24 protein-coding genes are annotated in these 24780 nt (G+C 69.1%); 19 read left to right on the top strand and 5 right to left on the bottom strand.

All coding sequences use genetic code 11. The features are described from left to right. Positions 1 to 36: 36 nt before the first annotated feature. From SVA_RS10970 to SVA_RS10955, 4 genes are all read left to right on the top strand, one after another. A complete protein-coding gene (locus tag SVA_RS10970) occupies positions 37 to 1776 on the top strand; it encodes a potassium/proton antiporter (protein WP_096461259.1) in 1740 nt (579 codons plus the stop codon). A 100-nt stretch (positions 1777 to 1876) separates the two neighbouring features. Then, on the top strand, positions 1877 to 2371 hold the full coding sequence (locus tag SVA_RS10965; protein ID WP_096461258.1) for a DUF3015 domain-containing protein: 495 nt from the start codon (positions 1877 to 1879) through the stop codon (positions 2369 to 2371). A 74-nt stretch (positions 2372 to 2445) separates the two neighbouring features. After that, a complete protein-coding gene (locus SVA_RS10960; RefSeq protein ID WP_096461257.1) occupies positions 2446 to 4350 on the top strand; it encodes an Lnb N-terminal periplasmic domain-containing protein in 1905 nt (634 codons plus the stop codon). Next, positions 4350 to 5192, top strand: coding sequence for an alpha/beta hydrolase (locus SVA_RS10955; protein ID WP_169924059.1), 843 nt, complete (start codon positions 4350 to 4352; stop codon positions 5190 to 5192). Before SVA_RS10960 ends, SVA_RS10955 begins: the two co-directional genes overlap by 1 nt. Here SVA_RS10955 and nadC read toward each other — a convergent pair. Then, the gene (gene nadC / locus SVA_RS10950; RefSeq protein WP_096461255.1) at positions 5182 to 6036 is read right to left on the bottom strand and encodes a carboxylating nicotinate-nucleotide diphosphorylase; all 855 of its coding nucleotides are present in this window, start codon (positions 6034 to 6036) and stop codon (positions 5182 to 5184) included. The genes SVA_RS10955 and nadC overlap by 11 nt on opposite strands. A gap of 160 nt (positions 6037 to 6196) precedes the next feature. Here nadC and SVA_RS10945 point away from each other — a divergent pair, with 160 nt between their 5' ends. From SVA_RS10945 to SVA_RS10925, 5 genes are all read left to right on the top strand, one after another. Further along, positions 6197 to 6550 (top strand): ArsR/SmtB family transcription factor, encoded by a 354-nt coding sequence (locus tag SVA_RS10945; protein ID WP_096461254.1) that lies wholly within the window; start codon positions 6197 to 6199, stop codon positions 6548 to 6550. Positions 6551 to 6572: 22 nt separating this feature from the next. Beyond that, positions 6573 to 7880: an MFS transporter gene (locus tag SVA_RS10940; RefSeq protein ID WP_197703171.1), complete on the top strand. Its 1308-nt coding sequence runs from the start codon at positions 6573 to 6575 to the stop codon at positions 7878 to 7880. Next, positions 7877 to 8620 (top strand): lysophospholipid acyltransferase family protein, encoded by a 744-nt coding sequence (locus SVA_RS10935; RefSeq protein WP_096461252.1) that lies wholly within the window; start codon positions 7877 to 7879, stop codon positions 8618 to 8620. The genes SVA_RS10940 and SVA_RS10935 overlap by 4 nt, the downstream gene beginning before the upstream one ends. Positions 8621 to 8650: 30 nt before the next feature. Beyond that, positions 8651 to 11260 carry an ATP-dependent chaperone ClpB gene (gene clpB / locus SVA_RS10930; RefSeq protein WP_096461251.1) on the top strand — a complete coding sequence of 870 codons (2610 nt, stop codon included), beginning with the start codon at positions 8651 to 8653 and terminating at the stop codon, positions 11258 to 11260. A gap of 82 nt (positions 11261 to 11342) precedes the next feature. Continuing rightward, positions 11343 to 12842: a DegQ family serine endoprotease gene (locus SVA_RS10925; RefSeq protein WP_096461250.1), complete on the top strand. Its 1500-nt coding sequence runs from the start codon at positions 11343 to 11345 to the stop codon at positions 12840 to 12842. A gap of 54 nt (positions 12843 to 12896) precedes the next feature. On the opposite strand, the gene SVA_RS10920 is transcribed toward SVA_RS10925, so the two are convergent. Genes SVA_RS10920 through SVA_RS19930 form a run of 3 tightly spaced genes read right to left on the bottom strand, consistent with a single transcriptional unit; the run spans position 12897 to position 15138 of the window. Beyond that, positions 12897 to 13322 carry a YeeE/YedE thiosulfate transporter family protein gene (locus tag SVA_RS10920; protein ID WP_096461249.1) on the bottom strand — a complete coding sequence of 142 codons (426 nt, stop codon included), beginning with the start codon at positions 13320 to 13322 and terminating at the stop codon, positions 12897 to 12899. Then, entirely contained in the window at positions 13322 to 14533 is a 1212-nt protein-coding gene (locus SVA_RS10915) for a YeeE/YedE thiosulfate transporter family protein (protein ID WP_096461248.1), read from the bottom strand. Before SVA_RS10915 ends, SVA_RS10920 begins: the two co-directional genes overlap by 1 nt. An 11-nt stretch (positions 14534 to 14544) precedes the next feature. Beyond that, positions 14545 to 15138 (bottom strand): ACT domain-containing protein, encoded by a 594-nt coding sequence (locus SVA_RS19930; protein WP_179948790.1) that lies wholly within the window; start codon positions 15136 to 15138, stop codon positions 14545 to 14547. Between the two features lie 355 nt (positions 15139 to 15493). Here SVA_RS19930 and SVA_RS10905 point away from each other — a divergent pair, with 355 nt between their 5' ends. The 10 genes from SVA_RS10905 to SVA_RS10860 all read left to right on the top strand — a co-directional run bounded on the left by SVA_RS10905 (position 15494) and on the right by SVA_RS10860 (position 24463). Next, entirely contained in the window at positions 15494 to 16231 is a 738-nt protein-coding gene (locus SVA_RS10905) for an outer membrane lipoprotein-sorting protein (RefSeq protein ID WP_096461247.1), read from the top strand. 112 nt (positions 16232 to 16343) lie between these two features. Further along, positions 16344 to 17579 (top strand): ABC transporter permease, encoded by a 1236-nt coding sequence (locus SVA_RS10900; protein ID WP_197703170.1) that lies wholly within the window; start codon positions 16344 to 16346, stop codon positions 17577 to 17579. Further along, the gene (locus SVA_RS10895) at positions 17576 to 18802 is read left to right on the top strand and encodes an ABC transporter permease (RefSeq protein ID WP_197703169.1); all 1227 of its coding nucleotides are present in this window, start codon (positions 17576 to 17578) and stop codon (positions 18800 to 18802) included. Before SVA_RS10900 ends, SVA_RS10895 begins: the two co-directional genes overlap by 4 nt. Beyond that, positions 18795 to 19541, top strand: a complete 747-nt coding sequence (locus SVA_RS10890) for an ABC transporter ATP-binding protein (RefSeq protein WP_197703168.1) — start codon at positions 18795 to 18797, stop codon at positions 19539 to 19541. The genes SVA_RS10895 and SVA_RS10890 overlap by 8 nt, the downstream gene beginning before the upstream one ends. A 111-nt stretch (positions 19542 to 19652) precedes the next feature. Continuing rightward, a complete protein-coding gene (locus SVA_RS10885) occupies positions 19653 to 20477 on the top strand; it encodes an EcsC family protein (RefSeq protein WP_148665449.1) in 825 nt (274 codons plus the stop codon). Next, the gene (locus SVA_RS10880; protein ID WP_197703167.1) at positions 20455 to 20988 is read left to right on the top strand and encodes a GNAT family N-acetyltransferase; all 534 of its coding nucleotides are present in this window, start codon (positions 20455 to 20457) and stop codon (positions 20986 to 20988) included. Before SVA_RS10885 ends, SVA_RS10880 begins: the two co-directional genes overlap by 23 nt. 3 nt (positions 20989 to 20991) lie before the next feature. Further along, positions 20992 to 21477 (top strand): DUF456 domain-containing protein, encoded by a 486-nt coding sequence (locus SVA_RS10875; protein ID WP_096461244.1) that lies wholly within the window; start codon positions 20992 to 20994, stop codon positions 21475 to 21477. A gap of 161 nt (positions 21478 to 21638) precedes the next feature. Further along, the gene (locus SVA_RS10870; protein ID WP_096461243.1) at positions 21639 to 22142 is read left to right on the top strand and encodes a GNAT family N-acetyltransferase; all 504 of its coding nucleotides are present in this window, start codon (positions 21639 to 21641) and stop codon (positions 22140 to 22142) included. Between the two features lie 200 nt (positions 22143 to 22342). Further along, the gene (locus SVA_RS10865; RefSeq protein ID WP_096461242.1) at positions 22343 to 23962 is read left to right on the top strand and encodes a hypothetical protein; all 1620 of its coding nucleotides are present in this window, start codon (positions 22343 to 22345) and stop codon (positions 23960 to 23962) included. Between the two features lie 102 nt (positions 23963 to 24064). Next, entirely contained in the window at positions 24065 to 24463 is a 399-nt protein-coding gene (locus SVA_RS10860) for a hypothetical protein (RefSeq protein ID WP_148665448.1), read from the top strand. A 35-nt stretch (positions 24464 to 24498) separates the two neighbouring features. On the opposite strand, the gene SVA_RS10855 is transcribed toward SVA_RS10860, so the two are convergent. Next, positions 24499 to 24759, bottom strand: a complete 261-nt coding sequence (locus SVA_RS10855) for a hypothetical protein (protein WP_096461240.1) — start codon at positions 24757 to 24759, stop codon at positions 24499 to 24501. Positions 24760 to 24780 lie beyond the last annotated feature (21 nt).

Genomic DNA, 24780 nt, shown 5'->3' with positions numbered 1-24780 from the left:
CTATCATGCGGGGATCCTTCCACCCGGCCTGACGGCATGGAGCTCACCAACCAGCTCATCCTGATCGGTGCGGTGTTCCTGCTCGGGAGCATCGTTGCGAGCGCGGTCTCGTCGCGCCTGGGCGCGCCGCTGCTGCTCGTGTTCCTGCTGATCGGCATGCTCGCCGGCGAAGACGGGCCGGGCGGCATCCGATTCCACGACGTGCAGCTCGCCCACCTCATCGGCAGCCTGGCGCTCGCGGTGATCCTGTTCGACGGCGGCCTGCGGACGCCGCGAAGCAGTTTCCGGGTCGGCCTGCGACCGGCCATCGTACTGGCCACCGCCGGCGTCATCGGCACGGCGTTCGTCACCGGCCTTGTCGCGACATGGGCTCTGGGACTCACGTGGCTGGAGGGCCTGCTGCTCGGCTCGATCGTGGGCTCGACCGATGCCGCCGCCGTCTTCTCGATCCTTCACGCCCGCGGCATGCAGCTCAAGCAGCGTGTGGGCGCGACCCTCGAGATCGAGTCGGGAAGCAACGACCCCATGGCGATCTTCCTGACCATCGTTCTCGTCGAGGTTCTCGCCGCCGGCGAGACCGGCATCGAGTGGACGATCAGTCTCGAGTTCGTGAAACAAATGGGCCTCGGCGCGGTGTTCGGAGTGATCGGCGGGCAGTGGCTCGCCTGGCTCATCAACCGGCTCACGCTCGAGAGCGGCCTCTATCCTCTCCTCGCGATGGCCGGCGGCCTGCTCACCTTCGGCGCGACTTCGGTGCTCGGCGGCAGCGGCTTCCTCGCGATCTATCTCGCGGGGCTGATGCTGGGCAACCGGCGGCTGCATGCCGCCCAGAACATCCTGCGCGTGCACGACGGTCTCGCCTGGCTGTCGCAGATCGTCATGTTCCTCGTGCTCGGCCTGCTCGTCACGCCCTCGGCGCTCCTCAAGCAGGCTGCCGGGGCGCTGCTCGTCGCCGCGGCGCTCATGTTGCTCGCGCGGCCGCTCGCCGTGTGGCTGTGCCTGGCGCCGTTTCGCTTTCCCTGGCGCGAACAGCTGTTCATCGCCTGGGTCGGCCTGCGGGGCGCGGTGCCGATCATCCTCGCGCTGTTCCCGCTTCTCGCCGGCGTGGCGCAGGCGCAGACGTTCTTCAACGTCGCGTTCTTCGTCGTGCTCGTCTCGCTGATCGTGCAGGGGTGGACGGTCGCGCCCCTCGCGCGCCTGCTCAAGCTCGAGGTGCCCGCGCGCCTCGGCCCCGTGCAGCGGGTCAACATCGAGATCCCGGAACGCTTCGACTACGAATTCGTGGGTTACCGGATCGCTCCGGACAGCGCCATGGCGGAAGAGGGGCTGAAGCACCTCGCGCTGCCGCCGCACAGCCGCGTGACGGCCGTCGTGCGGGCGGGCGAACCGCTCGCGCCGGAACGGGTGAGGAAGCTGCTGCCCGGGGACTACGTCTACCTGCTCGCGCCGGGCGGCGCCATCGAGGAGCTCGACCGCCTGTTCGCCGCTCACCGTCAGGTCGACTACCTCGAGGAACACCGTTTCTTCGGCGAGTTCGTGTTGAACGCCGACGCACGATTGGCCGACGTCTCGGCCATGTACGGTTTCGACATCCCGCATGCGCCCGGCGACCAGACGGTCGGCGAATTTCTCGTCGCCTCCCTCCGGCAACGACCGGTCGTCGGCGACCGTCACCGGCTCGGCAGCGTCGACCTCGTCATCCGCGAGATGGAGGCCGACCGGATCGTGAAGGTGGGCATCGCGCTGCGCCCCTCGGGCAGGGAGGACGGCGGGTGATGCGGTTGCTTGACAGTCGCGCGACGCAGCGCCTATATAAATGGTGTAGTTAGCCAAGGCCTGTAGCGCTGACTACCACTTCAACTCCATGGAGACATTAATGAACAAGAAGCTGTGGGTCGTCGCAATGTTGAGCGCGCTTCCCGTCACCGCGATGGCGGCGGGCGAGAACAACGTCGGTAGCTGCGGCTGGGGCTCGAAAGTGTTCGAGGGCCAGCGGGGCGTGGCGCCCCAGGTGCTGGCCGCAACCACGAACGGCACGTCCGGCAACCAGACCTTCGGCATTACCTCCGGCACTTCAGGCTGCACGCAGGACGGCCTGGTGTCGTCCACCTGGAAGACTGCGCTGTTTATCGAAGGTAACAAGGAGAAGCTCGCTCGCGACATGTCGATGGGGCATGGCGAGACGCTCGAAGCGTTGGCCAAACTCATCGGGATCCGGGACGAAGACAAGGCGACGTTCTTCCGTGTCGCCAAGGACAACTTCGGAAACATCTTCGCGGCCGAGAATGCCACGACGGATCAGGTCCTCGCGGGGCTCCGCCAGGCGATGGCCTCCGACGCACAGCTTTCGTCCTACTCGACGCTGATCTAATCCGCAACATCGAGAGCGCGGCGCCCGGTGGCTCGCCACCGGGTGCCGTTTTTTTATGCGGTCCCGGAATCGGCATGCCCCTCGGTCGCTTCGTTGTCCTTCTGCTGTTCGTCCTGGCTCCCCTTCCGTCCCGGGGCGGCGACTACCTCGAGGAGCTGGTCCGGCAGGCGACGGCGAAGCGGTTGTCGCAGCGCGTGGAATGGCACAACCTGCTGCACTACAAGCGGTACGCCTGGCGTCCGGGGATCCGCAGCCTCGCCGACGACGCCCGGTTCTTCAACGCCCCCAACGGCAAACATGATCCCGAGGCCGAGCTCATCGCCACGCTCGAGGCGTTCTTCTCCGACCGGGCGGAAACCGACAGGGAGCAGAACCCCCAGTGCGCGTTCATTGCGCGCTACCAGTGGCTCAAGCAGGAGCTGCACTTCGACCCTGCGCGGTTGCCCGAACGGGAGTGTCTGCGATTCAACCGCTGGCGCGCCGGCCTGAACCCGCACGCGATCACTCTCGTCTTTCCGTCCGCGTATCTCAACAACCCCGCCTCGGCCTATGGGCACACACTGCTCCGGGTCGATGCGGCGGACCAGGACGACCGCACGCGCCTCCTCGCGTATGCGATCAACTACGCCGCCGCGACCGACGAGGATAACGGCCTGATCTTCGCCGTCCGCGGGCTCTTCGGAGGTTATCCGGGTCTCTTCGCGATCGCGCCGTACTATGTCAAGGTCTCGGAGTACAACGACCTCGAGAACCGCGACATCTGGGAGTATCGCCTCGATTTCACGCCGGAGGAGATCGACCGGCTCCTGATGCACGTCTGGGAGCTGGGTCCCGTCCGGTTCGACTATTACTTCTTCGACGAGAACTGCTCCTACCACCTCCTGTCGCTGTTCGAGGTCGCGCGGCCGACTCTGCGCCTCACCGACCGGTTCCGCGCCTGGGCCATACCGGCCGATACGGTTCGCGCCGTGGTGGAGGAGGAAGGTCTGGTCCGTGACGTGACGTATCGTGCGGCGCGCGCCACGGTGCTCCGCGAGTGGCAGAAGCGACTCCCGGGGGAGGACGTGGAGCTCGCGCGCGCCCTGGCCCACGGCGAGGCGACGCCGGGTCTCGACGCGCTCGCGCCCGAGAAGCAGGCCCGCACGCTGGAGCTCGCCTACGAATACCTCGAGTACGAGCGGCTCGCGGGCGCCCGGGACGGTATCGAGTCCGCCCAGGCGACCGGCGCGCGCCTGCGCGAGTTGCTGCTCGCCCGCAGCCGTCTGAAGACGGCACCGCCCGAGCCGGTCGCCATCCCGTCGGTGCGTCCCGACGAAGGGCACGGGTCAGCTCGCGTCGACCTGGGCGCCGGTCGAGAGGACGGCCGGGACTTCCAGGAGGTCCGCCTGCGGCCGGCCTACCACGACCTGCTCGATCCCGAAGAGGGGTACGTCCAGGGCGCGCAGATCGAATTCTTCGGCACCACACTGCGCCGGACGGAGGACGACCACCGCTTCCGACTCGAGCGCCTCGATCTGCTGAACATCACGTCGTTGTCCCCGCGCGACCGGCTGCTGAAGCCGCTTTCCTGGAAGGTCGCGTCCGGTTGGGTGCGCAAGCGTTTCGTGGATGACGATCGCGAGCTGGTGTTCCGGCTGAGCGGCGGTGCCGGTGTAACGCACTCACCGCTCGACGGCATGCTCGTGTACGCGCTCGCCGAAGGCGCGGTCGATCTTGCCGACGATCTGGACGACGGCTACGCGCTCGGCCTCGGCCCGGGCATCGGCGCCGTCGCTCAGGTCGGACCGGCGGATCGGGTCGCCGTTCACGCGCGCGCCTTGCGCTACGGCGTGGGCGACGACCACGATGCACGCGATGTCGGCATCCGTCTCGCCCACGCGTTCGGCCGCCGCTTCGCGCTGCGTCTCGAGCTCGAGCGCGAGCGCGAGTTCGACCGGGCATGGAACCGTGCCGGCGTTTTCGTTCTGGCGTATTTCTGATGCGCCGCCTCCGCCAGTGCCTGCTCCTGCTCCCCGCGCTGCTGGCGCTCGGCTGCACCCCTATGTTCTTTCAGCCGCTCGGCTCCCATGTCCGCACGCCCGCCGACATCAACCTCGCCTACGAAGACGTCCATTTTTCGGCGTCGGACGGCGTGAAGCTCCATGGATGGTTCCTTCCGGCGCGGGGCAAAGCCAGGGCGACCGTCCTGTTCCTGCACGGGAACGCCGAGAACATCAGCACCCACATCGGCAGCGTGTACTGGCTGCCGCAGGAAGGTTTCAACGTGTTCCTGCCGGATTACCGCGGTTACGGGCGCTCGCAGGGCGTGCCCACTCTGGAGGGTCTGCACGCGGACGTCGATGGCAGCGTGCGATACCTGCTCGATCGGCCGGACCTCGATCCTGACCGGCTGATCGTCTTCGGCCAGAGCCTGGGCGGAGCCATCGCGGTTCATTACGTGGCGCACACGGCCCATCGCCGGCACATCCGGGGCCTGGTCGTCGACAGCGCCTTCGCGAGCTACCGGGATATCGTGCGCGAAAAACTGGCGTCGTTCTGGCTGACCTGGCCGCTGGCGTGGCCGTTGGCGCGCACGGTGGAGGACGCCTACAGTCCCGTACGCTCGATAGCGCAGGTAAGCCCGATTCCGTTGTTGATCATTCACGGTGAGCGCGATCCGATCGTGCCGCCGGGGCACGCCCGCCGTCTCTACGAGGCGGCGGATTCTCCCAAAGCGCTCTGGTTGGTTCCGGAGGCGGGGCACATTCAGACGTTCGGCTCGCTGGGGCAGCGGCGACGTTTCGTCGCCTTCCTCGAAGCCATCCTGCCGGCTAGCCGGTGACGAAGCGCATCGACAGATCCAGGGCGCGGACGTTCTTGGTGATGTCGCCGATCGAGATGAAGTCGACGCCGGTCTCCGCGACGGCGCGGATGTTCGCGAGCGTAATGCCTCCGGAGGCTTCGAGCCTTGCCCGGCCGGCCGTCTCCCGGACAGCCGCGCGCAGCGTATCGAGGTCGAGGTTGTCGAGGAGCAGGCGGTCGGCGCCCGCGGCGAGCGCCTCGCGCAGCTGATCGAGGTTCTCGATCTCGATCTCGACGGGCACGCCCCGCGGCGCACCGCGTTTCGCCGCTTCGACGGCGGCGCGCACGGATCCGCTCGCCGCGATGTGGTTCTCCTTGATCAGGATTCCGTCGTAGAGACCGAGGCGGTGGTTGCGGCAGCCTCCACAGGCGACCGCGTACTTCTGCGCGCGACGCAGCCCCGGTACGGTCTTGCGCGTGTCGAGCACGACCGCACCGGTGCCGCTCACGGCGTCCGCATAGCGCCGCGCCTGCGTCGCGGTGCCGCTCAGGAGCTGCAGGAAGTTGAGCGCGGTGCGCTCGCCGGTCAGGAGCGACCGGGCGCGACCGTCGAGCCGGCAGACCACCTGGTTGGCCGCGAGGCGCTCCCCGTCGCTCGACTCCCATGCGATCCTTACGGCCGGATCGAGCTGACGAAACACCGCCGCGAACCACGGTTCGCCGCACAAGACACCCGGCTCGCGCGTGATCACGCGCGCCCGGGCGTCCCCGTGCAGCGGCAGCAGGCCGGCCGTCAGATCGCCGGCGCCGACATCCTCGGCCAACGCGGCGGCGACGGCCTTTTCGATCTCCACGGCCGGAGGAGGCGCGGGTGGTGCTGTCATGGATCCCTCTTCGATTGGCGCGGGGCGGGCCGGGAAAGCGTCGGGACGTATCAGCAATTCAGAACTTCAAAATATATTGACATGAAACGCGGCTTCGCTATTCTCCACCCGGTCTTTTCGTGCCTCTGGATGCTCGGTGCCACGACGACGCGGTTCTCGAATGAATGCCGAGTGCGCCCGTCCCTTGCCCGATGACTGGGTGGGCTACCCCCGCTTTTTCGCCGCGCTCGGCGATACCATCCGCCAGCAGATTCTGCTCCTATTCCAAACGAACGAGGAGATCTGCGTCAACGAGATCACCCGCCTGTTCGAGTTGAGCCGACCGGCCATATCCCATCACCTCAAGGTGCTTCGCGACGCCAACGTGCTCGTCAGCGAGAAGCGCGGCAAGGAAGTGTACTACCGCGTGAACCACGCCCACTGCGAGCAGGTGCTGCGCGCGGTGCAGCGCCGGTTTGGGCGCGCCGACGGTTCCCGGCGCGGTCCGCTGCCGGGCCTCCAGGCCGCCGGCTAGGCATGCCCCCGTCGTTTCGCGCGTGAGCGCGCCGGAGGCGCGGGGGTTCCGGGCGCCGCGGCGGGAGATCCTCGCCTGGGCGATGTACGACTTCGCGAACTCCGGTTACACGACCGTCGTCCTCACCGCGATCTTCAACGCGTATTTCGTCGCGGTCGTCGCGGGCGAGGGCGCGGACGGGAACGGGGCGGGGACGCTGCTCTGGACGGTCGCTCTGGGCGTGAGCAACCTGGTCGTGCTCGTGAGCGCGCCCGTCATCGGCGCGATCGCCGACCATCGCGCCAGCAAGAAGCGCTTCCTCGCGCTGACGACCCTGGGATGCGTCGTCGCCACCGCGCTGCTCGGGTTCGTCGACTCGGGCGACGTCGCGCTCGCGATGCTGCTCGTGGGAGTGGCGACCTTCATGTTCTCGAGCGGCGAGAACCTGGTCGCCGCGTTCCTGCCCGAGATCGCGCCGGCCCGGGACATGGGCCGCATCTCGGGCTACGGGTGGTCTCTCGGCTACGTCGGGGGCCTCGCGGTGCTCGGCGCGTGCCTCGCCTACATCACCTGGGCCGAGTCGCAAGGGCAGAACGCCACGCAGTACGTTCCCGTCACGATGTGGATCACCGCGGCGGTATTCGGCCTCGCCGCGGCGCCCACGTTCCTCTGGCTCCGCGAGCGCGGGGTTCGCCAGGCCATGGCGCCGCGCGAGGGCTATGTGGCGGCCGGGTTCGCGCGGGTGCGCCGCACGCTCGCCGAGGCGCGGCGGTTCCGGGATCTGTTCCGCTTTCTGCTCAGTCTCGCGACGTACTACTGCGGCATCAATACCGTCGTGGTGCTCGCGGCGGTCTACGCGCAGCAGGCCATGGGGTTCGGCACGCAGGAGACGATCGTTCTGATCCTCGTCGTGAACGTCACGGCCTCGGTAGGCGCATTCGTCTTCGGCCATGTGCAGGACCGGCTCGGGTCCGTCCGTACGCTCGGGGCCACGCTGCTGCTCTGGATTGCCGCGCTCGTGCTCGCCTTCTTCATCGAGAGCCGCAGCGCCTTCTGGGTCGTGGCGAACATGGTCGGACTCGCGCTGGGCGCCAGCCAGTCCGCGGGGCGCGCCCTCATCGGGCAGTTCGCGCCGCCGGATCGGGCGGCCGAGTTCTTCGGCCTCTGGGGGCTCGCGGGCAAGCTCGCGGCGGTGATCGGACCGCTGGTTTACGGCGGCATCACGTACGCCTCCCGGGGGGATCATCGCCTCGCGCTGCTTTCGACCGCGCTGTTCTTCATCGCGGGGCTGCTGCTGCTGTTCGGAGTGGACGAGGATCGCGGCCGCGCGGCCGCCCGGGCGGGCCCGTGAGCTGGCTCTACGCGCTCGCGTTCGGCGTCGTGCTTGGTGTGCTGGGCGCATACGGCGTGCGGCGCGCCGTCGCGGCGTGCGAGTCCGCGAACCGCGCCGACTGGGGCGGCAAGTGGTTGAACCGGTTGGACGGCCTGAATCGCCTGTTCTGCCGCCGCTACCACCGCCTGCGCCATCGCCGCGTGCCGTTGCCCGCGCGCGGCCCGGCGCTGGTCGTCGCGAACCACGTGTCCGGGCTCGATCCGCTTCTGATGATCGCGGCGTGCCGGAGACCGCTGCGCTTCATCATCGCGCGCGAGCAGTACGAGCGCCGATGGCTCACGCCGCTGTTCCGGGCGATCGGCTGCATCCCGGTCGAACGCCTGGCGAACTCCCGTCCCGCGCTGCGCGCCGCCCGGCGGGCGCTCGAGGCGGGCGAGGTCGTCGCGCTCTTCCCGTACGGGCGCATACGCCTCGACCACGAACCTCCGGCCCGGCTGAAGCGCGGCGTGCTGCACCTCGCCGCGCAGACGGGCGCGCCCATCGTGCCCCTGCGCATCGACGGCGTGCGCGGCCAGGGCCGCACGGTCAGCGCGGTCTTGATGCGCAGCCGCGCCCGCATCCGCAGCCACGCGCCCCTTCGCCATCCCGGCCGCACCCCCGACGCCCTGCTCGACGAGCTGGCGGGCGCCTTGGCACCGGCCGCGAAGTCGAAAACGCGGCGTCCGCCCTTGAAATCGCGGTCCACCGCCCCACTTTAGGCGGACAGAGCCGAATCCCGGACAAATCCCATGCGCATGGACAAACTGACCGCGAAGTTCCAGACGGCGCTCGCCGAGGCGCAGAGCCTCGCGCTCGGGCGCGACCACCAGTTCATCGAACCGGTCCACCTGATGGCGGCGCTGCTCGACCAGGAGGGCGGAACGACGCGGCAGCTGCTGGCACAGGCCGACGTCAACGTGAACGCCGTGCGTTCCAAGGTCGCCGAGGCGCTGGACCGGCTGGGCACGGTGCACGGGGCGGGCGGCGAGGTGCACGTCTCGAACGATCTCGGCAAGCTCCTCAATCTCACCGACAAGTACGCGCAGAAGCGCGGCGACCAGTACATCTCGACCGAGCTTTTCCTCCTGGCGGCGCTGGAGGACCAGGGCGAGCTCGGCCGCATCCTGCGCGAGGCCGGCGCCTCCCGGAACGGCATAGAGAAGGCGCTCGAGGCGATGCGGGGCGGCCAGAAGGTCGACGACCCGAACGCCGAGGACACACGCCAGGCGCTGTCCAAGTACACCGTGGACCTCACCGAGCGGGCCGAGCAGGGCAAGCTCGATCCGGTGATCGGCCGCGACGAGGAGATCCGCCGCGTCGTGCAGATCCTGCAGCGGCGGACCAAGAACAACCCCGTGCTGATCGGCGAGCCGGGCGTGGGCAAGACCGCGATCGTCGAGGGCCTCGCGCAGCGTATCGTGAACGGCGAGGTCCCCGAGGGCCTGAAGAACAAGCGCGTGCTCGCCCTCGACATGGGCGCGCTCATCGCCGGCACCAAGTTCCGCGGCGAGTTCGAGGAACGGCTCAAGGCCGTGCTGAACGAGCTTGCCAGGCAGCAGGGACAGATCATCCTCTTCATCGACGAGCTCCATACCATCGTCGGCGCCGGCAAGGCCGAGGGCGCGATGGACGCGGGCAACATGCTGAAGCCCGCGCTCGCGCGCGGCGAGCTGCACGCCGTCGGCGCGACCACGCTCGACGAGTACCGCAAGCACATCGAGAAGGACGCGGCGCTGGAGCGCCGGTTCCAGAAGGTGCTGGTGGACGAGCCGACCGTCGAGGACACGATCGCGATCCTGCGCGGGCTCAAGGAAAAGTACGAGGTGCATCACGGCGTGGACATCACGGACCCGGCGATCGTCGCGGCCGCGACGCTCTCGCACCGCTACATCACCGACCGCCAGCTTCCGGACAAGGCCATCGACCTCGTCGACGAGGCGGCCTCGCGCATCCGCATGGAGATCGACTCCAAGCCCGAGGCCATGGACCGGCTCGATCGCCGCCTGGTGCAGCTGAAGATCGAGCGCGAGGCGCTGAAGAAGGAGACCGACGAGGCCTCGAAGAAACGTCTCGCCCTGCTCGAGGACGAGATCGAGCGGCTGGAGCAGGAGTACGGCGAGCTGGAAGGAATCTGGAAGGCCGAGAAGGCGCAGGTGACGGGCGCCGCGCACGTGAAGGAGGAGCTCGACCGCGCACGACTCGAGCTCGACACCGCGCGCCGCGCGGGCGATCTCGGCCGCATGGCCGAGCTCCAGTACGGGCGGATCCCCGAGCTCGAGAAGCAGCTTGCCGCCGCGAGCTCGCAGGAATCGCAGAAGACCGAGAAGAAGCTGCTGCGCAACGCCGTGACCGAGAACGAAATCGCCGAGGTCGTGTCGCGGTGGACCGGGATCCCCGTGTCCAAGATGATGGAAGGCGAGCGCGACAAGCTGCTGCGCATGGAGGACGATCTGCGCCGGCGCGTGGTCGGGCAGGACGAGGCGATCAAGGCGGTCTCGAACGCCATTCGTCGCTCGCGCGCGGGCCTGTCCGATCCGCGGCGGCCCTACGGCTCGTTCCTGTTCCTGGGTCCCACGGGCGTGGGCAAGACCGAGCTCACCAAGGCGCTCGCCGCGTTCCTGTTCGACACCGACGAGGCGATGGTGCGCCTCGACATGTCGGAGTTCATGGAGAAGCACTCGGTCGCGCGACTGATCGGCGCGCCGCCGGGGTACGTGGGCTACGAGGAGGGCGGTTACCTCACGGAGGCCGTGCGCCGGAAACCTTACTCGGTGATCCTGCTCGACGAGGTCGAGAAGGCGCACCCGGACGTGTTCAACGTGCTGCTGCAGGTGCTCGACGACGGCCGTCTCACGGACGGTCAGGGGCGCACCGTCGACTTCCGCAACACCGTGATCATCATGACCTCGAACCTCGGATCCACCGTGATCCAGGAGCTGGCGGGAGAAGAGAACTACCAGAAGATGAAGGACGCGGTCATGCAGATCGTCGGGCAGCACTTCCGCCCGGAGTTCATCAACCGCGTCGACGACATCGTCGTCTTCCACCCGCTCGGTCGCGACCAGCTCCACCGCATCGCCGAGCTACAGGTGCAGTACCTGCGCGGGCGGCTGAAGAGCCGGGAGATGGATCTCGAGCTCACCAAGGCGGCGCTCGACAAGCTGGCCGAGGCGGGATACGACCCGGTGTACGGCGCCCGCCCGCTCAAGCGCGCCATCCAGCAGGCGATCGAAAATCCGCTCGCCCAGGAGATCCTCGCGGGCAAGTTCGGGCCCAAGGATGTTATTCTGGTCGACGTGGCGGGGGACAGGCTCGCGTTCCGCAAGAAGCTCGCCGGCGCCGAGAAGAAGACCGCCTGAGGGTTGACCCGAACTTTTGCGGGCTTTTTCGATCGGAGGCGTTATCGGTTTACGTTACGTCTTTCCGAGGGATCCCAATAACATGATCATCGAGCGCCGTTCCTTCCGGTTGGGCCTGCTGGCGGGCCTGTTTCTTTTTGCCGGCGTCATTGCGGGCATCGTTCTTTCCTCGCGGCTCGACTGGATGCCGGTCGCCGGCAGCGCGGAGAACGCGGCGACGGCCCTGCCGCCCGGTGTCGGGCCGTCCACCAACTTCGTGCCGATCGTGAAGGCCGTCACCCCGGCGGTGGTCAACATCTCGACCACGCGGGTCGTCAAGGGCCCGTCCGGCGGCGAGGTGCCGCCGGGATTCATGGACGACCCCTTCTTCCGCCAGTTCTTCGGCGACGAGTTCTTCAAGCGCTTCGGCATTCCGCGCGAGCGTCGGGAGAACAGCCTCGGCTCCGGCGTCATCGTCTCGCCGGACGGCTACATCGTGACCAACAACCACGTCATCGCGAAGGCCGACGAGATCAAGATCCTGCTCAACGACAAGCGCGAGTTCACCGGCAAGGTGATCGGCACCGACCCGAAGACCGACATCGCGGTCGTCAAGATCGACGCCAAGGACCTGCCGACGGTCCCCTGGGGCGACTCCGACAAGCTCGAGGTCGGCGAGTACATCCTCGCCATCGGCAACCCGTTCGCGCTCAACTCGACCGTCACCATGGGCATCGTCAGCGCGGTGGGCCGCGCCAACGTCGGCATCGCGGACTACGAGGACTTCATCCAGACGGACGCCGCCATCAATCCCGGCAACTCGGGGGGCGCCCTCGTCAACGTTCGCGGCGAGCTGGTCGGCATCAACACCGCCATTTTCTCCCGCAGCGGCGGCTACATGGGCATCGGCTTCGCCGTGCCGGCGAACATGACCCGCGCGGTCATGGACAGCCTGGTCAAGCACGGCAAGGTCACCCGCGGCTGGCTCGGCGTCTCGATTCAGGAGGTCACGCAGAACCTGGCGAAACAGTTCGGCCTCGACGAGGCGAAGGGCGCGCTCGTGAGCGAAGTGCTGCCGGACAGCCCCGCGGCGGCCGCAGGCCTCAGGAGCGGCGACGTGATTGTCGGCTTCGACGGAAAGGCGGTCGACAGCCCGACCCTGCTCCGCAACATGGTGGCCCAGACGCCGATCGGCAGGAGCGCCAGGGTCGAGGTGCTCCGCGACGGCAAGCGCCAGACGCTGTCGGTGAAGATCGCCGAGCAGCCGAAGGAGATCGCGCAGGGCGACGGCGAGGAGGAGGGCGAGACCGCTCCGAAGACCGCCCTCGCCGGCCTCGAGCTGCGCAACCTCACGCCCGAGATCGCGAATCAGCTCGGTCTGAAGCCGGGAGCGAGCGGCGTGGTCGTGACGGCGGTGGCGCCGGACAGCTCCGCGGCCGCGGCGGGCGTCGAGCCCGGCGACGTGATCATGGAGATCAACCGCCAGCCCGTGAAGTCGATCAACGACGTGAAGCGTCTGAGCGAAAAACTCGGCAAGAACGAGAGCGCGCTGCTGCTCGTGAACCGGCGGGGCGGAAAGCTCTTTCTGGTCGTGAAGCCCTAGCGGGCGCGTCCCGCGGACGGCCGCAACGCCGTTCGCGGGCGCGTTCTCAACCAATCACATCTGGCACGCGCCGGTATCCCACCGGAAGTAGCGGGCGTGCACCCGCCGGTAGGACCATACGCCGAGCGCGATGCCGATCGCGGTCGCGAGGCCGGGCAGATACCCCGCCCCGAGCTGCACGAGCGCGACCGCGGGACAGGCGCCCGTGACGGCCCAGCCGGCCCCGAAGAGTACGCCGCCCGCGATCGTGCCGCGGTGCAGCGGCTTGCGGGGCATCGCGGCGTTGTGGGCGACGATGGCGTAGCCGATCATCGTCATGACCACGGCGCCGACGAACGTCAGGAACAGGCGCAGATCGACGAAGGCGAACATCTTGTGCACTTCGCCGTAATCGGCGAACCCGATACGCGTCAGCGAGAAGCCCAGAATCAGGCCGAAGAAGCCGAAGACGACGTGATACGTAGGCGCGGTGAGCTTCATCACAGAACCCTCTCGAGGAGCAGCGTCATGGCGACCGCGGTGCCGAAGAAGGAGGCGGTACCGACCAGGCTGCCCGGCTGAAGGCGCGCGCAGCCGTTGACCCCGTGACCGGACGTGCAGCCGCCGGCCATGCGCGTGCCGAAGCCGACCAGAAAACCCCCTGCGGTAAGGAGCACCCAGGTGTGCCAGCCGGCGCCGAACAGGCGTTCGAACTCGGGGCCCAGGCTCCACTGAACTTCCCACGTGCCGGCAAAGAAGCTCGCGAACAGACCGCCGAGCAGCATGCACGCGAGGAAGGTGAAATGCGTCGGCCAGGGCGCCTTGGCGGTCGACGACATCCGGATCTTCTTCGCCTGCGGCGCCGTCTTCGCCCTGAACTCCGCGATCGCCGCGTTTCCGAACTGCGCGATCGTCTCGGCGAGCAGGGCGTCGGTGACGGCGTCCTGGTTCTTCGCGAGCGCCTGCTCGGCGCGCCGCATCCGTTCGTAGTCGCGCCAATGAACGACGTGATCCCAGCTCGACGAGACACCCATCGGCGCCCGCACGAGCAGCCAGAACGCGAGCATGATCAGGGCGAGGGCGATCGCGCCCTGCCACCAGCTCCAATAGGGTCCCGCCGCACCCTGCGCGAACGCCGTCCGCGTGAAATCCGATAGCGCGTCCCACGGACGCTCGAGCCAGTTTTTTTCGACGGCGGACGTCCGCGCGGGCGCGGTCGGCGCGGGCGCAACCGCCGCCACGTCGGGTGCGGCCTCGGCGGCGAGCCCGGCGAGGCGCTCGCGCGCGCCCTCGTGGCCGCGCAGGGCCGCCTCGTTGTACCAGTGCAGCGCCGTCTCCCGGTTCGCCGCGACGCCGCGTCCTTCCTCGTAGATTCGACCGGTGGCGTACAGGGACGGCGCGTGGCCCTGCTCGCCGGCGCGCAAGTACCACTTCAGCGCCAGATCCGGATCGACCGCGATGCCCAGGGTCGGCGCGCCCGTCTCGTACATGCGCGCGAGCCCGTACTGCATGTCCGGCTGGCCCTGCTCCGCCGCCTGCTGCCACCAGCGCCGCGCCTCCTCAGCGCTGCCGATCGGTTCCGCTTCGGACGCGTACACCGCCGAGAGCAGGAACAGGGCGAGAAGCACGATCGCCGTCAGGTTCGAGCAGAGCACGACGAGCACCGCGCGGATGCGCGGGAGCCAGATCGGAGCGGTCGGCGCGTGTTCCATGGCGGTTCTTCCTAGGCGGCGCTCGCCGCGCGCGTGTCGAGACGTTCGAGGGCGATCGACTTGACCGAACCGCTCACCTCGTCGAGCGCTTCGATGCGGACGATCGCGCGGTAGACGTTCATTTCCTCCGCCTGGTCCGTCACCAGGATCAGGCAGCGCGCCCCGTTCGGGCCGACGGCCGATTTCTGGATGGTGGCGTCCACGGGGACGTTGAGCTCGCTCAACGGCGCGAGTACCTTGTCGAGCACCCCGGGCGCATCCTTGACGGGAATGCGCAGATAGTACGAGGAGACGATCTGCGGCATGCCCGTCGCCGCCGTCGTCGCGGCCGGCTTCGCCGTCGGCTCGCTCTGCGCGGGGGCCACGCGCGTGGTCGGAGCGCCCGGGCGGGCCTCGGCGGCCGGCCGCGGACCGTCGTTGGCGACGTCCAGCAGCTTCCCGTTCGGAAGCAGGGAGGCCGCCACCGGCTGACCCGCGAGCGACAGCTTGTAGCGCTCGCAGGTCTCGTGGCGACCGTCGCAATAGAATGTCTGCCAGATCTTGAGCGCGCTGCTGAGCGAGATCACCGGGAACAGCGCGCAACTCTCTTTGTGCGTACAGGCCATGAATGGATCCCCACATTTACCGGTCCGATCCATGCCGGTCGTGTCGTTGGTTCCTTGTACATTTTCAAAGCAAGCTCTGTGCCATGGCTCCCGGGCAGTCGATCGGGCCTGCATTAAAAGTACCGTCAAAACAGCAGCTAAGGGGTTTTTCCGGTGCAATTCCACGGTCGCCGCGCTCGGCCGCCTGACGCGCTGCCGGGACGGTTCGTCGATCGGGGCGGGGATTGGGTTACTCTCCCGGTGCCGGACGGCCGAGGAAGGAGGTGGACGCGTGTCGCAGCGACGTGGCGGTGAAGGATCGCATGATCGCGTTCGAGCGCATGGGCGGTCCCGGTTGAAACACCACGGCGGCAGGATGGCGGCCGGTACGGCCGTCGCCCTGCTGTTGTCCGGCCCGGCGGCGGCGCAGGATGCCGCCGCCATCGTGCAGGCCGCCATCGACTACTGGCGGGACGTCTCGTCCTACTCGGTCGCGGACATGACGATCCACCGACCCGACTGGCAGCGGACGATGACGATACGCGTGTGGACGCGCGGGCAGGACGATTCCCTGGTGCGCGTGGTCGCGCCGCCGAAGGACGCCGGCAACGCCACCCTCCTGGTCGGCGACGACATGTGGAGCTTCGCCCCGAAGATCAACCGCGTCGTCAAGATCCCGTCGAGCATGATGAACCAGAGCTGGATGGGTTCCGATTTCTCGAACAACGACCTGGCGAAGGCGGACGACCTCGTGCGGCACTACCGGCATCGGCTGCTGCGGACCGAAAGCCACGAGGGGCGGCGTCTCCACGTGATCGAATCGGTGCCGCGAGAGGAAGCACCCGTGGTGTGGGGGAAGGAGATCGTGAAAATACGCGAGGACCACCTGGTGCTCGAGCACGAGTTCTATGATCAGGCCGGCGTGCTCGTCAAGCGGCTCACCAGCCTCGACATCCGCCCCATGGGCGGCAAGCTCGTCGCGGCGCGGCAGCGCATGCAGAAGGCCGACAAGCCCGAGGAATGGACGGAGATCCGGGTGAACGAGGCGCGCTTCGCGATCGACATCCCGCCGCACACGTTCACGCTCTCCAACCTGCGCAACCCTCGCGGGTGACTCTGCGCCGACGAATATACGCGATGGGAATGCGACAGGCACCGCGGGGGGTCGAGGGCGCGCGCTTCGGAACCGCGGCCCGGCGTCGCCACCGCTCGCGGAGACTTCGCCCGTGAGCGGCATTACCGTCAGGCTGGCATGGCGCAATCTCTGGCGGCACCGCCGGCGCACCTGGCTCACGATCTCGGCCATCGCCTTCGCCGCGATGTTGCTCGTGTTCCTGATCGCCATCCAGCTCGGCGCCTACGACATGATCATCGACAATGCCGTGCGCGTGTATACGGGGCAGATGCAGATACAGCGCCCGGAATACCTCGACAGGCCGCAGATGCGAACCAGCATCCCGGCGGCGCGCGAGCTCGCCGGGAGGCTGCGCCGGGAAACGGGGCTTCCGGGCATCGCCGTGCGCGCGAACGGCTTCGCGCTGGCGACGGGGGAGGACCGTTCCTACGGCGTGCCGGTCGTGGGCGTCGAGCCGGAACACGAGCCGCGGGTGTCGACGCTTCCCCGGCTCATACGGCAGGGACGCTACTTCAGCGCGGTCGATGCGCCGGAGGCGGTGCTCGGCGCGACCCTCGCGCGCAACCTGCGACTCGGCGTCGGCGACGAGCTGACATTGCTCGGCGCCGGGCGCGACGGGTCCGTGGCCGCCGCGGTGGTTCCGGTCGTCGGCATCTTCGAGAGCGGCAATCCCGAGCTCGACCGACACGTCGTGCAGCTGCCGCTCGCGACGTTCCAGGACGTCTTCAGCATGGGGGACGATGCGCACGCCATCGTCGTATCCGGCCCGGACCTCGAGCGGTACGCGTCGACCCTGGCGCTGGTCCGCGCGGCTCTTCCGCCGGGCGGGGACCTCGTGGTGCGCGACTGGGAAGCGCTCATCCCGGGACTGAAGCAGCTCGTGCAGGCGGACATGCTCCAGAACTGGTTTCTGTACATCTCGCTGATCGTCATCGTCACGTTCAGCATACTCAACACCTTCCTGATGTCCGTGCTCGAGCGTACGCGCGAGTTCGGGATCATGCTCGCGCTCGGCAGCACGCCGCTTCGCATCGGCGCGCTGGTGGTGTTCGAGTCCGCGGTGCTGACCGTCATCGGCCTCGCGCTGGGCGTCGTCGCCGGCGGCGCCGTCGCGCTCTACTTCTACTTCGAGGGCTTCACCTTCCCGGGCATGAAGGAGATCCACCAGCAGTTCGGCCTGCCGGGCGTGATCACGCCCGAGCTCTCGCCCGTCACGCTGCTCCTCGGGCCCGCCGTCATCCTGGCGTTCACGCTCGCCGCGGCGCTGTACCCGGCGTTGCGGATACGGCGCCTGGAGCCGGTCGAGGCGATGCACGCGGTGCAGTGAACGAGCTCGGCCTCCTCGCGACCCTGGCCTGGCGGAACCTCTGGCGCCACCGATGGCGCACGGTCGTGATCCTGTTCGCGCTCGCGCTCGGCATCTGGTCGATGGTGACGCTCGGCGCGCTGTCGCGCGGCTCTCTCGAACAGCAGCTGGCGAAGGCCATCCTCAATCTGACCGGCCACGTGCAGATCCACGCGCCGGCGTACCGTGACGACCCCGTGATCGAGCACCGGCTCCCCGCGCCCCCGCCGGCGTTAGGCGAGGTGCTGGACGGTCCCGGGGTCCGCGCGTGGGCCGCCCGGGTGCGCGTGCCGGCGGTCATCTCGAGCGAGCGCGAGTCGGCGGGCGTGGTGCTGGTCGGAATCGAGCCGCGGCGGGAACGCGGTCTGTCGTTTATCGCCGACGCGGTGACCGAGGGCCGGTATCTCGAGAGCCCGGACGACCCCGGGCTGCTGCTGGGCCGCAAGCTCGCCGAGCGCCTGGAAACCGCGCTCGGCCGGCGCGTGGTGCTCATGAGTCAGGACGTCGCGAACGACATCGCCGACCGCGGATTTCGCGTGATCGGCATATTCGACGCGAGCCCCGAGGCGATCGAGACGGGCTACGTCTTCGTGGGCCGCGCGGTCGCGCAGGACCTGCTCGGTCTCGGCGACGCCGTCTCGGAGATCGCGCTCGTCGCGCCGGACCGCGAGCGCCTGGGACCGGTATTGGCGGACCTGCGCCGGGCGGCCCCCGATGCCGACGTCCAGCCGTGGACCCGGCTCGAACCGTTGCTGGTTCTGACCGAGAACGTCACCGACGTCGTCCTCGTCATCTGGTACGTGATCGTGTTCGTCGCCATGTCGTTCGGGATGGTCAACACGCTGCTCATGGCGGTGTTCGAGCGCACGCGTGAGTTCGGCCTGTTTCAGGCCCTCGGGATGCCGCCGCGACAGATCCTCCTGCAGGTCCTGCTCGAGTCCGTGATCCTGCTCCTCTGCGCGCTCGCGCTCGGCAATGCCGCCGCCTGGGCGACGTTGCGGGCGCTCGAGGGCGGCATCGATCTCTCCGCTTTCGCCGAGGGCCTGGAGCTGGTCGGCGTCAGCCCCGTGATCTACCCCGCGCTTTCCCCGGGCGACGCGACGATCGCGAACGCGCTCGTCTTCGTGCTGGGCCTGGCCGCGAGTCTCTACCCGGCGTGGCGCGCCGCGCGGTATGTTCCGGTCGAGGCGATTACGCGTGCCTGAGGAAAAGGGGAGGGTGACCGGCGGGGCAGACGCGGGCGCGGTTGCGGACCGCGGCGCGGTCGTCGTTTGCCGGGGCGTGAGCAAGGTGTATCGGCAGGACGCGGTCGCGGTGCAGGCGCTCACCGACATCGACCTCGACATCCCCCGCCTCGATCTGGTCTGCCTCTCCGGGCCCTCCGGCTCCGGCAAGAGCACGCTCCTCAACCTCATCGGCGGGCTCGATCGGCCCACGCGGGGAGAGATCACGGTCGCGGGGAGGCGGGTGGACCGGATGGAGAAGGGCGAGCTGGCGGACCTCCGGCTGCGCCACATCGGGTTCGTGTTCCAGGCGTACAACCTGATCCCGGTGCTTTCCGCGATCGAGAACGTCGAGTTCGTGATGCAACTGCAGGGCGTGCCGGCGGCGGAACGCACGCGCAAGGCCCGCGAGATCCTGACGGAGGTGGGCCTCGAGGGCCTGGAGCACCGGCGGCCGGGCGAGCTCTCCGGCGGCCAGCAGCAGCGCGTGGCCGTCGCCCGCGCGATCGTTTCGGAGCCCGCGCTCGTGCTCGCCGACGAGCCGACGGCCAACCTGGATTCGAAGACCGCCGAGAACCTGATGCAGCTCCTCGTGCACATGAACGCCGAGCACGGCGTCACCTTCGTCTTCTCGACGCACGACCGGCTGGTCATGGACTTCTCCCGGCGGCTCATCAAGCTGCGCGACGGCCGCATCGTCGCGGACGAGCGCAGGGGCTGATGCCGGAAATCCGGCGCGTCGCGCGTGGTTTTGGCGGGCGCGCCCCGCAGCGCCCCTGGCTCTCCCGCTTTCGCAATTTCCCGCCAGGCTCTAGCATCGGAGCGGACACCGGTGCGCTCGCCCACCATGGAAACGATGAAGACGGACGCGATCTCCGCAGAGGAGAGGGAAGAGCTCGAGTCGGCGTACCGCCAGCTCGAGCAGCCCTCCTTCGCGATCTGGCTGAGCAGCATGCTCGGCGCGCCGCTCGAGCAGAGTATCACTCTCCTGCCGGCGTTCTGGCAGCGCCGCCTGCGGCAGGCGGCCGAAACGAGCATCGGGCGCACGCTCGACGTCGCGATCCGGTCGCTCGAGGCGCGTCCGCGGCGCTGGTCCGGAGCGCCCCTGCATCGCACCGTGGTCGCGCTGAGCGGCGCGGCGAGCGGGTTCGTGGGCCCGCTCGGCCTCCTCGGCGATCTGCCCGTGACCACGACGGTGATGCTCCGGGCCATCGCCGCGATCGCGCGGGACCACGGCGAGAACCTCGATGACCTCGAGGCGCGACTCGCGTGCATGCAGGTGTTCGCGCTCGGCGGCCGCACGCGGGAGGACGACGCGGCCGAGACCGGTTACTACGGCCTGCGCGTGGCGCTCGGCATGCATTTTCCGGGAGCACGGCACGCCGGCGCGGCCCACATCCCCTACGCGATCGAGCTGGCCCGCCAGATCGCGGCGCGCTTCGGCGTCGTGATCTCGCAGCACGCCGCCGTGCGGCTGATTCCGGTCGCGGGCGCCGTGGGCGGCGCGACCCTGAACCTGCTCTTCATGCGCCACTTCGAGAACGTCGCCCGCGGGCACTTCACGATGCGCCGGCTGGAACGCAAGCACGGTGCGGAGCCCGTTCGTCTGGCGTATGAGCGACTGGCGCTCGCCCGTGACCGGCAGCCGTCAGCCTGAGGCGGCGTTCGTGCTGCGTGCCTGTACGCCGGGCGACTTCGAGGCGATCTACGCGATCGTCAACGAGGCGGCCGGGGCCTATCGCGGCGTCATCCCGGCGGATCGCTGGAAGGAGCCGTACCTGTCGCGGACGGAGCTGAGGGAGGAGATCGACGCGGGCGTGACGTTCTGGGGATGCGAAATCGAAGGCGAGCTGGTCGGCGTGATGGGCATACAGCCGCGCGGCGAGGTGGCGCTGATCCGGCACGCGTACACGCGCCCGGCGCGACAGCGAGAAGGGATCGGCGGGCGCCTGCTCGAATTCCTCCGCGCACGGGCCGGGACGCCGCTGCTGGTCGGCACCTGGAGGGCGGCCAGGTGGGCGATCGCGTTCTACGAGCGACACGGTTTCCGGCCGGTCGCCGGCGACGAGTCCGCCGCGCTGCTCCGTCGCTACTGGCGCATTCCCGAGCGGCAGGTGCAGACGTCGGTCGTCCTGGCGGATCGCCCGCCACGCGGCGCCGCGACCTGAACCATGGCGACCACCGTCCTGCTCTGGGTTCTCGCCGTGGCGCTGATCCTGGTCGGCCTCGCGGGTCTGCTCCTGCCCGCGCTTCCCGGGCCGCCGCTCCTCTTCGGGGGCCTGCTGCTCGCGGCCTGGGCCGAGGACTTCGCCTACATCGGCACGCTCACGCTCGTCGCTCTCGGGCTGATGGCGCTCCTCATGTACCTCCTCGACTTCGCGGCGACCGCGTTCGGCGCGCGACGGTTCGGCGCGACGCGTCGCGCGATGATCGGCGCGGCGCTCGGCACCGTCGTCGGCCTTTTTCTCGGCCTGCCGGGCGTGCTCGTCGGGCCGTTCGTCGGGGCGGTCATCGGCGAGCTGTCCACGCGCCGCGACCTGCGCACGGCGGGGCGCGCGGGCGTCGGGGCGACCTTCGGCCTCGTGCTCGGCGCGGCGGCGAAGCTGGCGCTCGCCTTCGCCATGATCGGAATCTTCATCGTCGCCCGGTTCGTTTAGCGGTTGCGGTGCGCGCCGTGACGACGCGTGCGCCCGCGTTGACGACGTAAAGGAGAAGACGCCATGCGGCCCGCGACACGTCTGCTCGCCTGGCTCGCCCTGGTGCCGGCGCCCCTTGCGGCGGACGAGAGCCGGGACATCGTCACGGTCTAGCGCCCGCGATGCGCCCCGTCACGCTCATCCACGTGGACTCCGCACTCCAGGCGATCCTGGCGCGCGGCCCGGAAGATTTCGAAGCGAGGTATCACGCCACGCTCGGCCGCCAAGGCGAGCTGGTGCGCGAGGTCGTGCGCCAGTCGCTCGCGTTCTTTCCTTCGGCGGACGACGAGCCGGTCTGGAGCGGTTTCCTCGCGGTGGACGAGGTCAGCGGCACGGTCGTCGGCTCCTGCGCCTTCAAGGGCCCGCCGTCGGCGGACGGGACCGTGGAGATCGCCTACTTCACGTTTCCCGAGTTCGAGCGAAGCGGCTTCGGAACGGCGATGGCGGCCAAGCTGGTCGAAATCGCCCTGACCGCGAACGCGGTGAATGCGGTCATCGCGCACACGCTGCCCGAGCGCAATGCCTCCACCCGCATACTGGAGAAGATCGGTATGCGTCTCCTGGGAGAGATCCTGGATCCGGAGGACGGGACGGTCTGGCGCTGGGAGCTGTCGAGCGGTCGGTAAGAACGATGCCGGCCTCGCCGGCGTACCCGGGCACGTCCGCGGCTTCAAGATCGCGTTGTTTGCCGGGGCGATTCCGCACTGCTCCGGATTCACCCCAATCGTGAGGTTCGCGCCATGGCGCTACCTTGCGTCGATGATGGTGTCGCTCGGGCGCAAGGGTGCCGCATCGAGAGCCACCGCGTGCAGGCAAGGAGCGCCTCATGAAACGGATAGTCATCGCGCTGTCGTTCGTCGCGGGCGCGGCAGGCGCCGAGCCGTTGAGCCCGGAAGCGGAGCGGGTGGCGCCGCTGCTCGAAGGCACGGCCGCGCACCGGCACCTCGTCACGACCTCGGATCCGCTCGCGCAGCGGTTCTTCGACCAGGGGCTCGTGCTCGTCTACGGGCTCGATCGCAGGGAAGCGGTGCGCTCGTTTCAGCAGGCGCAGCACCTCGATCCCGCGTGTGCCATGTGCTACTGGGGCGAGGCGCTCGCGCGCGGGCCCGACCTGCACGCGGCGCCCGAACGCGAAGACGGACCGCGTGCGGCCCATGCGATTCAACGCGCGCTCGCCTTGCGCGATCGCGTGACCGAGCGGGAGCAGGCGTACATCGAGGCGATGGCGCGCCGTTACCTGCAGGAGCCGTCCACGGCCACGGACCCGGACCTCGCGTATGCCGAGGCAATGGGAGACGTGGCGCGACGTTTCCCGGACGATCCCGATGCGGCGACACTGCACGTCCTGGCCCTCATGGTCGCCACGCCGCCGCAGCATCGGGAAGCGGGCGGCCATCGTGCGATCGTCGACGCGCTCGAGCGCGTGCTCGAGCGCCATCCGTCGCATCCGGGGGCGAACCATCTCCTGATCCGCGCCGTGGAGAGAGGCGAGCCGGAGCGGGGCGTCGCGGCGGCCGATCGGCTCCGCGCGCTCGCGCCCGCGGTCGCCGGTCTGCGGCACGCGCCGGCGCGCATCTACCTGCGCGTCGGGCGCTACCGGGACGCGGTCCTGGCCGATGAAGCGGCGATCGAAGCGGACGAGGCCTATCTCGCGCAGTGCGATGCCCAGGGGCTCTACCCGGTGTCGGCTGCGCCGCCGAGCCGCCGCTTCCTGCTCGCGGCGGCGAGCTTCGGCGGGCTGAGCGAGAACGCCATCGACGTGGCCAGGCGCATCGCCGCCCGTCAGGACGCCCGACTGCTGCGGACGCCGGGTTTCGAGTCGCTGCAGCACCACGTTGCCATGCCGCTTTACGTGCTCGTTCGCTTCGGCCGCTGGCAGGAGATCCTGGCGCAGCCCGCGCCGCCGGGCGATCTGCCCTACGTGGAAGGGGTATGGCGCTACGCGCGCGGCGTCGCTCTCGCGCGCACCCGGGAGACAGCGCGGGCGGGAGAGGAGCTGCTGGCGCTCGCGCGCCTCGCCGAGGATCCGCGGCTCGAGCGCGCGCGCATCTGGGGCGAGCACAGCATGGCGCAGCCGCTGCGCGTCGTGCGCGCGGTGCTCGCCGGCGAGCTGGCGCAGGCGCGCGGAGACCATGCGGTCGCGATCCGGCTGCTGCGCGAGGCGGTCCGGCGAGAGGACCGGCTGGTGCATCGCGAGCCTTCGGACTGGTACACGCCCGCGCGGCACCACCTCGGGCTCGCGCTGCTCAAGGCGAATCGCGCGAGGGAGGCCGAGCGCGTCTACCGCGCGGACCTCGAGCGGCATCCCGACAACGGCTGGGCGCTGTATGGCCTGGCGCAAAGCGTCCGCGCGCAGAACCGGCGAAGGGAGGCGAGCGAGATCGAGGCGCGGTTCAGGGAAGCGTGGGCCGAGGCCGACGTGCAACTCACGGCGTCACGCTACTAGCGCGGAGATCCGCGGCTGTCGGGGAAAGCCCCATTATCCGGGAGCGACGGCGAGATAGTACGATCCGGGTATGTCGGGATCTCGGCCGCCGATTTCATGAACATGAAGCTTCACATCGTCGAAGCGGCCGATTTCATCAAGTCCACGCCGGCGGGCGATCTCGATCTCGAAGCCAGCAAGGCCGTGCTCGACCGGGTCTGCGAGCTCGCCCGGAACCTGGAAGACCACCGCATCCTGATCGACCTGCGTAACGCGAGGTCGGTCCTGTCGACGGTCGACGTCTGGTATCTGGCCGAGGAGCTCGGGCGGTACGGAGGGTGCTTCCACCGCAAGACCGCCGTGTTGCTGAGCCAGGAAGGCAGCGTCGATCAGGTCCGCTTCTTCGAGCTGGCGGCGCAGAACCGGGGCCATATCGTGCAGATATTTTGCGACTTCGAGCAGGCGTTGTACTGGCTCGCCTCGGTCGAGGAGATCAACGGCTCCGCGTCCAGCTGCGCCTGAGCGAAGCGCGGAGCATCCGCGTTCCCGCATAGGGTTCACCGCGCGCACGGCGCGCGACGGCCGCGCGCCGGGTCCGCGCTCGATGCCGGCGCATGCATGACGACGAGCCGGGCGTCGGCGTTGAAGCGATCCACGTAACGACCGCGGCGACTGTCCGACAGCTCGTAGGCCAGGTAACCGAGCGACCGGTGGCGCTCGAACGCCGAGCGCGCCTGCTCCGTCGCGTCGCCGTCCTCCCCGGTCCATCCGTAATACCGGCAGCCCCCGCCCGCGGTGAGCACCGTCAGTGTCGCCATTGCCGAATCGCGAAACAGGTT

It is taken from the genome of Sulfurifustis variabilis (assembly GCF_002355415.1).
GTDB classification, from domain to species: Bacteria; Pseudomonadota; Gammaproteobacteria; order Acidiferrobacterales; family Sulfurifustaceae; genus Sulfurifustis; species Sulfurifustis variabilis.
The sequence above is the reverse complement of the archived record's forward strand: the minus strand, read 5'-3'. Positions and strand labels throughout refer to the sequence as shown.

Coding starts and splice junctions, on each gene's coding strand:
- SVA_RS10970 (WP_096461259.1), top strand. CDS start 37: ATGGAGCTCACCAACCAGCTCATCCTGATCGGTGCGGTGTTCCTGCTC.
- SVA_RS10965 (WP_096461258.1), top strand. CDS start 1,877: ATGAACAAGAAGCTGTGGGTCGTCGCAATGTTGAGCGCGCTTCCCGTC.
- SVA_RS10960 (WP_096461257.1), top strand. CDS start 2,446: ATGCCCCTCGGTCGCTTCGTTGTCCTTCTGCTGTTCGTCCTGGCTCCC.
- SVA_RS10955 (WP_169924059.1), top strand. CDS start 4,350: ATGCGCCGCCTCCGCCAGTGCCTGCTCCTGCTCCCCGCGCTGCTGGCG.
- nadC (WP_096461255.1), bottom strand. CDS start 6,036: ATGACAGCACCACCCGCGCCTCCTCCGGCCGTGGAGATCGAAAAGGCC.
- SVA_RS10945 (WP_096461254.1), top strand. CDS start 6,197: ATGAATGCCGAGTGCGCCCGTCCCTTGCCCGATGACTGGGTGGGCTAC.
- clpB (WP_096461251.1), top strand. CDS start 8,651: ATGCGCATGGACAAACTGACCGCGAAGTTCCAGACGGCGCTCGCCGAG.
- SVA_RS10925 (WP_096461250.1), top strand. CDS start 11,343: ATGATCATCGAGCGCCGTTCCTTCCGGTTGGGCCTGCTGGCGGGCCTG.
- SVA_RS10920 (WP_096461249.1), bottom strand. CDS start 13,322: ATGAAGCTCACCGCGCCTACGTATCACGTCGTCTTCGGCTTCTTCGGC.
- SVA_RS10915 (WP_096461248.1), bottom strand. CDS start 14,533: ATGGAACACGCGCCGACCGCTCCGATCTGGCTCCCGCGCATCCGCGCG.
- SVA_RS19930 (WP_179948790.1), bottom strand. CDS start 15,138: ATGGCCTGTACGCACAAAGAGAGTTGCGCGCTGTTCCCGGTGATCTCG.
- SVA_RS10905 (WP_096461247.1), top strand. CDS start 15,494: ATGGCGGCCGGTACGGCCGTCGCCCTGCTGTTGTCCGGCCCGGCGGCG.
- SVA_RS10875 (WP_096461244.1), top strand. CDS start 20,992: ATGGCGACCACCGTCCTGCTCTGGGTTCTCGCCGTGGCGCTGATCCTG.
- SVA_RS10870 (WP_096461243.1), top strand. CDS start 21,639: ATGCGCCCCGTCACGCTCATCCACGTGGACTCCGCACTCCAGGCGATC.
- SVA_RS10865 (WP_096461242.1), top strand. CDS start 22,343: ATGAAACGGATAGTCATCGCGCTGTCGTTCGTCGCGGGCGCGGCAGGC.
- SVA_RS10860 (WP_148665448.1), top strand. CDS start 24,065: ATGAAGCTTCACATCGTCGAAGCGGCCGATTTCATCAAGTCCACGCCG.
- SVA_RS10855 (WP_096461240.1), bottom strand. CDS start 24,759: ATGGCGACACTGACGGTGCTCACCGCGGGCGGGGGCTGCCGGTATTAC.